Annotated in this window: 6 protein-coding genes and 1 pseudogene; 5 read left to right on the top strand and 2 right to left on the bottom strand. The window is 67.1% G+C overall.

Going from position 1 to position 7650, the window contains the following annotated elements:
- Both MTR65_RS17185 and MTR65_RS17190 read right to left on the bottom strand, forming a co-directional pair.
- A complete protein-coding gene (locus MTR65_RS17185; RefSeq protein WP_243802372.1) occupies nucleotides 1-1176 on the bottom strand; it encodes a BaiN/RdsA family NAD(P)/FAD-dependent oxidoreductase in 1176 nt (391 codons plus the stop codon).
- Nucleotides 1173-2813 (bottom strand): NAD(P)/FAD-dependent oxidoreductase, encoded by a 1641-nt coding sequence (locus MTR65_RS17190; RefSeq protein ID WP_243802374.1) that lies wholly within the window; start codon nucleotides 2811-2813, stop codon nucleotides 1173-1175. The genes MTR65_RS17185 and MTR65_RS17190 overlap by 4 nt, the downstream gene beginning before the upstream one ends.
- A gap of 175 nt (nucleotides 2814-2988) precedes the next feature.
- Between MTR65_RS17190 and hmuQ the strand changes: the two genes are divergently transcribed.
- The 5 genes and pseudogenes from hmuQ to MTR65_RS17215 form a co-directional block, all read left to right on the top strand.
- Nucleotides 2989-3318, top strand: coding sequence for a heme-degrading protein HmuQ (gene hmuQ, locus MTR65_RS17195; protein WP_243802376.1), 330 nt, complete (start codon nucleotides 2989-2991; stop codon nucleotides 3316-3318).
- On the top strand, nucleotides 3315-3728 hold the full coding sequence (locus MTR65_RS17200; protein ID WP_243802378.1) for a group II truncated hemoglobin: 414 nt from the start codon (nucleotides 3315-3317) through the stop codon (nucleotides 3726-3728). Before hmuQ ends, MTR65_RS17200 begins: the two co-directional genes overlap by 4 nt.
- Before the next feature lie 90 nt (nucleotides 3729-3818).
- On the top strand, nucleotides 3819-5036 hold the full coding sequence (locus MTR65_RS17205; RefSeq protein ID WP_243802381.1) for a TetR/AcrR family transcriptional regulator: 1218 nt from the start codon (nucleotides 3819-3821) through the stop codon (nucleotides 5034-5036).
- A 261-nt stretch (nucleotides 5037-5297) separates the two neighbouring features.
- The gene (locus tag MTR65_RS17210) at nucleotides 5298-7409 is read left to right on the top strand and encodes a TonB-dependent siderophore receptor (RefSeq protein WP_243802383.1); all 2112 of its coding nucleotides are present in this window, start codon (nucleotides 5298-5300) and stop codon (nucleotides 7407-7409) included.
- Nucleotides 7409-7650 (top strand): annotated as a pseudogene (locus tag MTR65_RS17215) (hypothetical protein); the annotation flags it as partial. The gene MTR65_RS17210 and the pseudogene MTR65_RS17215, both read left to right, overlap by 1 nt.

A 7650-nucleotide genomic window follows, 5' to 3' on the forward strand; every position in this document is an offset into this window, starting at 1 on the left:
TCAGATCGCCTCTCCGGCCGCAAACCCGCTGGCCCAGGCCCACTGGAAATTGTAGCCCCCCAGCCACCCGGTGACATCGACCGCCTCGCCAATGGCGTAGAGCCCGGGCACCTTGCGCGCCTCCATCGTCTTGGAGGAAAGCCCGGCGGTGTCGATACCCCCTGCGGTCACTTCCGCCTTGGCAAAGCCTTCCGAGCCGTCCGGAACAAAGGGCCAGCGCGCAAGCTGCGCTTCGGCCGTGTCCAGAGCCTTGTCGGAGAGGTTGCCCAATTCTCCCGTCAACGCCAGCCGCTCGGCCAGTGCCTGGGCCAGGCGGTCGGGCAGCGCTTCACCCAGGACCTTGCGCAAGGCGACCCTGGGCCGCGCGCGCTTGGCGGCCTTGAGCCAGCCGCTCTCCTGCCCCGGCAGGAAGTCGATGTGAACCGTGTCCCCGCGCTGCCAGTAGCTGGAAATCTGGAGAATGGCCGGACCCGAAAGCCCCCGGTGCGTGAACAGGGCGGCCTCGCGAAAAGCAGTCTTGCCGCAGGTCACGACGACCTCGGTCGCCACGCCCGAAAGCTCGCGGAAGAGCGCCTCGTCGGCCGGAAGCGTCAGCGGCACCAGCGCGGGGCGCGGCTGGACCACCTTGAGCCCGAACTGGCGCGCCAGATCATAGGCAAAGCCCGTCGCCCCCATTTTCGGGATAGAGGGCCCGCCCGTCGCGATCACGAGCGAAGGAGCCTGTGCCTGGGCCGCACCGTATCGCACCGTGTAGCCCTCGTCGCTGCGCTCCACGCTGGCAACGGCATCCCCGCAGTGGACCGTGACATCGCCCCTGGCGCATTCCTCCAGCAGCATCTCGACGATCTGCTTCGCGCTGCCATCGCAGAACAGCTGGCCCAGCGTCTTTTCATGCCAGGCGATGCCGTGCGCCTCGACCAGGTCGAGGAAGTCGCGCGGGGTGAAGCGGCTCAGCGCCGACTTCGCAAAGTGCTTGTTGTTTGAGAGGTAACGCTCTGGAAGCGTGTCGATATTGGTGAAGTTGCAGCGCCCGCCGCCCGAAATCAGGATCTTCTTGCCCGGCTTCTCGGCATGGTCGAGGACGAGCACGCGTCGCCCGCGCAAGGCGGCCACGCGCGCGCAGAACAGGCCCGCTGCGCCTGCGCCCAGGATTATCGCATCGTAGGTATCGCTCACGGGGTTGCCGTCTCCGCCGCCCCGACCAGGTCGAGCGCCAGCGCCTCGGCGACACGGATACCATCGACCGCGGCCGAGAGGATGCCCCCTGCATAGCCCGCGCCCTCACCCGCCGGGTAGAGCCCGCGGGTATTGAGGCTGTTGAAGTCGCGCCCGCGCGTGATGCGCACGGGCGAGGAGGTGCGCGTCTCGACCCCGGTCAGGACGACGTCGGGGTGGTCGTAGCCCGGCACCTGCCGCCCGAAGACCGGCAGCGCCTCGCGGATCGCCTCGATCACGAAATCGGGAAGGCACTCGGCCAGATCGGTCAGGTGGACACCGGGCTGGTAGCTTGGGGTCACGACGCCGAACTCGCGCGAAGGTTTTCCTTCGAGGAAGTCGCCCAGCTTCTGGCCCGGTGCCTTGTAGTTCGAGCCCCCGGCCTTGAACGCCAGTTCTTCCAGACGCCGCTGGAGCGCCACGCCCGCCAGCACGTCGCCGGGAAAGTCGCGCTCGGGGCTGATGTCGACGACGAGGCCCGAATTGGCGTTGAATTCCGCGCGCGAGTACTGGCTCATGCCGTTGGTGACGACGCGCCCCTCTTCCGAGGTCGCGGCCACCACGCGCCCGCCCGGGCACATGCAGAACGAGTAGACGGTGCGCCCGTTCGAGCACTTGTGCGAGAGCGCATAGGCCGCCGCGCCCAGGATCTTGTTGCCCGCGTTGGGCCCATAGCGCGCGGTGTCGATCCAGCCTTGCGGATGCTCGATGCGCACACCGATCGCAAAGGGCTTGGCCTCGACGTGAACGCCCGCCTTGTAGAGCACCTCGAAGGTATCGCGCGCGGAGTGTCCGACAGCCAGGATGACGTGACTGGCGGGGAGGAACTCGCCAGTGGAGAGATGCAGGCCACAGATCTTCTGGACGCCGTCCTGTCCCGTCTCCAGTTCGAAATCGTCGACCCGCGTGCTGAAACGGTATTCGCCGCCCAGCTTCTCGATCGTCTCGCGCATCGACATCACCATGGTGACGAGGCGGAAGGTGCCGATATGGGGGTGGGCCTCGGTGAGAATGTCCTCGGGCGCGCCCGCCTTCACGAATTCGGTCAGGACCTTGCGGCCCAGGTGGCGCGAATCCTTGATGCGCGAATAGAGCTTGCCGTCCGAGAAGGTGCCCGCGCCGCCCTCGCCGTACTGGACGTTGCTCTCGGGATCGAGGACGGACTTGCGCCACAACCCCCAGGTGTCCTTGGTGCGTTCGCGCACCGCCTTGCCGCGCTCGACGATGATCGGCTTGAAGCCCATCTGCGCGAGGATCAGCCCTGCCAGCAGGCCGCACGGGCCCGCCCCGATCACCACCGGGCGGGGCCCCGAATAGTCCGCCGGGGCCCTGGTCACGAACTTGTAGCTGGTGTCGGGCGTGGCGCGCACATGCGGATCATCGGCAAAGCGCTCGAGGATAGCCGCCTCGTCGGCCAGTTGCAGGTCCAGCGTGTAGATGAGCTTGATGGCGTTCTTGCGGCGCGCGTCGTTGCCGCGCCGCGCAATGGCGAGGCGCTGGAGTTCGCCCGCAGCCAGGCCAAGGCGCGCGATGACGGCTGCCTCGAGGTCCTCGCTCGCATGGTCGAGCGGCAGGGCAAGGTCGGAAAGTCGGATCATGGCCGCGCCATAGACGCCTTTGCGCGCGGGTGCCATCGCAAGATTGCCTATGTACCGGCCCGGGAAAGCAGGCGGGCGCCTCCTGCGGGGGGAGGAACCGGGGGAGGACATCGCGTCCCCTTTCGGGAGCCGTCGCCATGGGGTAAGGCCCGATCCCAGCCAAGGAGGTACGATCATGTTCATCGCGATGAACCGTTTCCAGGTGCTGCGGGGCGAGGAAGAGGCCTTTGAGGCGCTCTGGACAAACCGCAAGACCTATCTCGACGAAGTGCCCGGATTTGAGGGCTTTCACATGCTGCGCGGCGAAGCGGCCGACGATCACACGCTCTATGCCTCGCACACGGTGTGGCGCAGCCGCGCCGATTTCGAGGCGTGGACGAAGAGCGAGGCCTTCCGCGAGGCGCATTCGCAGGCCTCCGAGAGCAAGCCCAAGTACCTGGGCCCGCCGCGTTTCGAAGGCTTCGAGACCTTCCTCTCCGTGCCCGCCGGGGACGAAGGCGCATGAGCGAGGAGACCGCAGGCCAGGAGCAGCCGATCATCGAACGCGTCGGCGGCAAGGCGGTCATCGACCGGCTGGTCGTGCGCTTCTACGAGCGCATGGACACGCTGGAGGAGGCGCAGCCCTTGCGCGCGCTGCACCCGGCCGATCTCGGCCACACGACCCTCATGCTCCAGAACTACCTCACCGAATGGCTGGGAGGGCCGCCCCTCTATTCGAGCGAGAAGGGCCATCCCCGCATGCGCATGCGGCATATGAAGGTGCCGATCGGCAATTCCGCGCGCGACCAGTGGATGCTGTGCATGAACGGCGCGCTCGACGAATGTATCGCCGACCCGCCCGCCCGCGAGGCCATCCGCAACGCCATGGCCAAGCTCGCCGACTGGATGCGCAACACCGAGGACACCCCGGCCTGAGAACGCCTGAGAAGCTTTTGTTAACAGTTAGGGCTATCTGCAAATAAGACTTGCCAATTGCCGTACAAATTCGGCAGAAAATGATTTGCAATGGCAACCCTGGCACTCTCCCCCCACCCCACGCAGGACCGCCTGATCACGGCTGTCCTGAACCAATGGCAGATTGAAGGCTCCGCGGGCATCTCGGCCCGCCGCCTGGCCGCGCTGGCCGATGTGCCGGTCTCCTCGATCTACCATCACTTCGATTCGCTTGAGGAACTTCTTGTCTGCGCGCAGCAACGCGCACGCCATGAGGCGGAGAACTGGTGCGCCGCCCTGCTCGAAGCCATCGGCGACTTTCCCGCCAGCCCCGAAGCGTTCGGCGGCTTCTTCGCGCATGTGATCGACGCGTGGTGCGAAGCGCAGCGCCATCTCGCCTTTGCCTGGCGCGAATGCGATTCCGTCCCCGATACCGAAGACCTCATTCACGGTGAGGCCCAGGCCTGGCAGCGGCTCTGGTACGAGTTCTGGCGGGAGGCCTGCGCCCACTTTCAGGTGGCCCACGGCCACGTGATCACCAAGCGCATCTTCGATACCGAGAGCATGTTTCACCTGATGCGCTGGCACCGCGCCATTGACCAGGCCGCGCTGGGCGAACTGGCGCGTACGCTGGGCAGCTGGCTCGCGGGCACCCCGCCACCGCCAACCCCATGGCGTGACCATACCCGTGCGCTCGCCCTGGAGACGATGCCCGCGCTTCCCGAGCGTGACGAGACGGCCCGGCGCATCGTCGTGGCCGCGCAGCAGGTCCTGGCCGAGGGAGGGAGCCCCCACCTCACCCACCGCCGCGTGGCCCGCCGCGCCGAGTTGACGCTGGGCACGGTATCTCACAAGTTCCCGACCAAGTCGGAACTGCTGGGAGCCGCCTTTGAAGGCGCCTACAGCGCAATGGTCGACAAGCTCGACCCGCGAAGCTTCGCCTCTGCTGATCTCGACGCCGTGATCCACGCGATGGCCGACAGCATCTCCAGCGCCACGCGCGAGAGAGCGCGCAACGAACTGTTCCTCGCGGTTGCCCGCGACCCGGCCCTGTCCCATTTCGGCCGTCAGTTGCGCTACTTGCGTGGCCGCACCGGCCGCGGCCTGCTGCAATCGCTGGTGGGCACCCAGCGCACGATAACCGCAACCGAAGGCGCGCTGTTCTCCGACTTCACGCTTGGCCAGGTTCGCCGTCACGCGCTGTTCCCGTCCTACGACACCTGCGACCAGATCCGCGCCGAGTTCGTCGACCTCCTCGCCCTTTTCGAGCGCCCGTCCCCCGCGGTTTGACGGCGTTTTCACGCCCCTGAGCCACCGTCCTTCTCTGGCATGCGCCGGCCCCGAACGGCTGCTGGCCTTGCGCCTTCGACACCGGTGCATCCGCGCCTGAGCGCCCCCCCATCCCGAACCGCCATGTCCTGCACGGCTTGACAGTGAGCCAGCGCGTGCTAATTCGCGGCAATAAAGTTAATGCAACTCATTCTCATTATAAGGACTCGAGCAATGGCCGCGATGCGTGGGGCATATCTGGTGAAGGAATCTGCAAAGGAGGTGCGTCGCTCCGGCCGGTCACCGCTTCTGCGCAGCTGCGCCTTCGGCGCGCTTGCCACCTTTGCCGCCCTCAGCGCGACGACCGCCCGGGCCGAGGACACTGACGCCGACGCCGCCCCTGGCGACAGGATCATCGTGACAGGCGCGGTCTACGACGACTACACGGTGGACGACCAGTCGACCTCGACCCGCCTCGATCTTTCGCTGCGCGAGACCCCGCAGGCGACCACGGTCGTCTCGCGCGCGCAGATCGAGGACTTCAACCTCGACACGATCAACGATGTCCTGCTGATGACCCCCGGCGTGAACGTCGAGCGCGCCGAGACGACGCGCACCTATTACAACGCGCGCGGCTTCGACATCATCAACTTCCAGTACGACGGCGTGGGCCAGCCGCTGCCTTCCGGCCTCCAGATCGGCGCGGTCGACACCGCCACCTTCGAGCGCGTGGAGGTCGTGCGCGGCTCGAGCGGCCTGACCTCGCTGACGGGCAACCCGTCGGCCGCGGTCAACTACGTGCGCAAGCGTGCGCGCCGCCAGACCGGCGGACATGCGAGCCTCGCCTACGCCCGCTTCGACCGCGTGCGCGGCGATGTCGACGTGAACATGGCCCTGACCGAGGACGGCGGCGTGCGCGCGCGCTTCGTGGGCGCCTACGAGGACGGCGAGAGCCATCTCGATTTCTACCACGATTCCCGCCTGACGCTCTACGGCACGCTCTCGGCCGATCTCGGGCCCAACACCGTTGCCACCGTCGGCTACGGCTGGCAGGAGAACGACCCGACCGGCGTGACCTGGGGCGGCGTTCCTTTCCTCGATGCGAACGGCGACATGCTCGAGTACGACCGCTCGATCACCACGGCCCAGCCCTGGTCCAGCTGGCATTCGATCAGCCGCGACCTGTTCGGCGACATCACCCATGACTTCGGCAACGGATGGGAAGGCAAGGTCTCGGTCTTCCGCCGCGTGCGCACGATGGAAGCGGAACTCTTCTACCTCTACGGCGCGCAGGACGAAGACGGCAACGGCCTCTACTCCTGGCCGGGCGCCTACATCGACCGCCATACCCAGACCACGTTCGACGCGCACCTGAAGGGCAACTTCACCCTGTTCGGGCGCAGCCACGAGCTGGTGCTGGGCGCGAACTACGGCGAGGCGCACCTGCGCGAGGACGAGGCCGACGCGCCCGCGCAGACGAACCTTCCGCTCACCCCCGAAGAAGCCTTTGGCGGCGCTTTCGCGCGCCCTGACTTCGGTGCGTACAGCCTCCAGGCCGCCTACACGACCAAGACGTACGGCGGGTACGGCACGCTGCGCCTCTCGCTCGCCGATCCGGTCCATCTGCTCCTTGGCGGCAACGTCACGCGCACCGAGCGCGAAGGCCAGTCCTACGGCACCCCCAACTACTTCGCCAAGACGCGCCTCCTGCCCTTCGCGGGCCTGACGGTCGATCTCACCGGCTCGCTCAGCGCCTATGCGAGCTACGCAACGATCTTCAACCCGCAGATCAACATGCGCCGCGACGGCTCGGTGCTCGATCCCCTCGAGGGCAAGACCTACGAGGCCGGGATCAAGGGCGAATGGCTCGACGGGCGCCTCAATGCCGCCATCGCCGTCTTCAAGACCGACCAGCAGAACGTGGCCGAGGCCACCGGCGAACTGGTCGAGAACTCGGTCCAGAACGCCTATATCCAGGTCGACAATTCCTCGCGCGGGGTCGAGTTCGACGTCTCGGGCGAACTCCTGCCGGGCCTCCAGCTCACCGGCGGCTATGCCTATGTCGATATCGAGGACAAGGACGGGATCGACGCGCGCACCTTCATTCCGCGCCACACCGTATGCCTCAGCACGGTCTACACTCCGCCCGTGCTCGACGCGCTGCGCCTGGGCGGTTCGGTCCGCTACCAGAGCCGCATCACCAACGATGGCGCGGTCCAGGACGAATACGCCGTGGTCGACCTGATGGCGCGTTACCAGTTGACCCGCAATATCTCGCTCGGGTTCAACCTCGATAACCTCACCAACGCCAAGTACTGGCAGAGCATCCAGTTCGCGCAGGGGCTCTACGACGCGCCGCGCACCTGGCGTGGCACGCTCGGCGTCAGCTTCTGATGGCCTCGGCGTTTCTCCTGTCGACCGGCTTCGTGCTCTCTGCGGGAGGCCCTGTCCTCCTGCGGATGGGCTGGAACGGCCCGCGCCCTGCGGTCGCGCTGGGCTGGGCGGCGCTGGGCTTTGCGCTGGTCCTGACACTGACGGCAGGCGGCGCCTGGGGCCTTGCGGTGGGGGCGACACTGGCCTCCCTGGTCGCGCTGGGTCTTCTGGCCGTGGCGGCCCTGCGCAGCCCGGCTCCGGC

Origin of the sequence: Novosphingobium mangrovi, from assembly GCF_022818885.1 — a bacterium.
Classification (GTDB): Bacteria; Pseudomonadota; Alphaproteobacteria; order Sphingomonadales; family Sphingomonadaceae; genus Novosphingobium; species Novosphingobium mangrovi.

Bases quoted from the DNA above. Each gene is read 5' to 3' on its own strand.
- MTR65_RS17190 (WP_243802374.1), bottom strand. From the start codon at position 2,813: ATGATCCGACTTTCCGACCTTGCCCTGCCGCTCGACCATGCGAGCGAG.
- hmuQ (WP_243802376.1), top strand. From the start codon at position 2,989: ATGTTCATCGCGATGAACCGTTTCCAGGTGCTGCGGGGCGAGGAAGAG.
- MTR65_RS17200 (WP_243802378.1), top strand. From the start codon at position 3,315: ATGAGCGAGGAGACCGCAGGCCAGGAGCAGCCGATCATCGAACGCGTC.
- MTR65_RS17205 (WP_243802381.1), top strand. From the start codon at position 3,819: ATGGCAACCCTGGCACTCTCCCCCCACCCCACGCAGGACCGCCTGATC.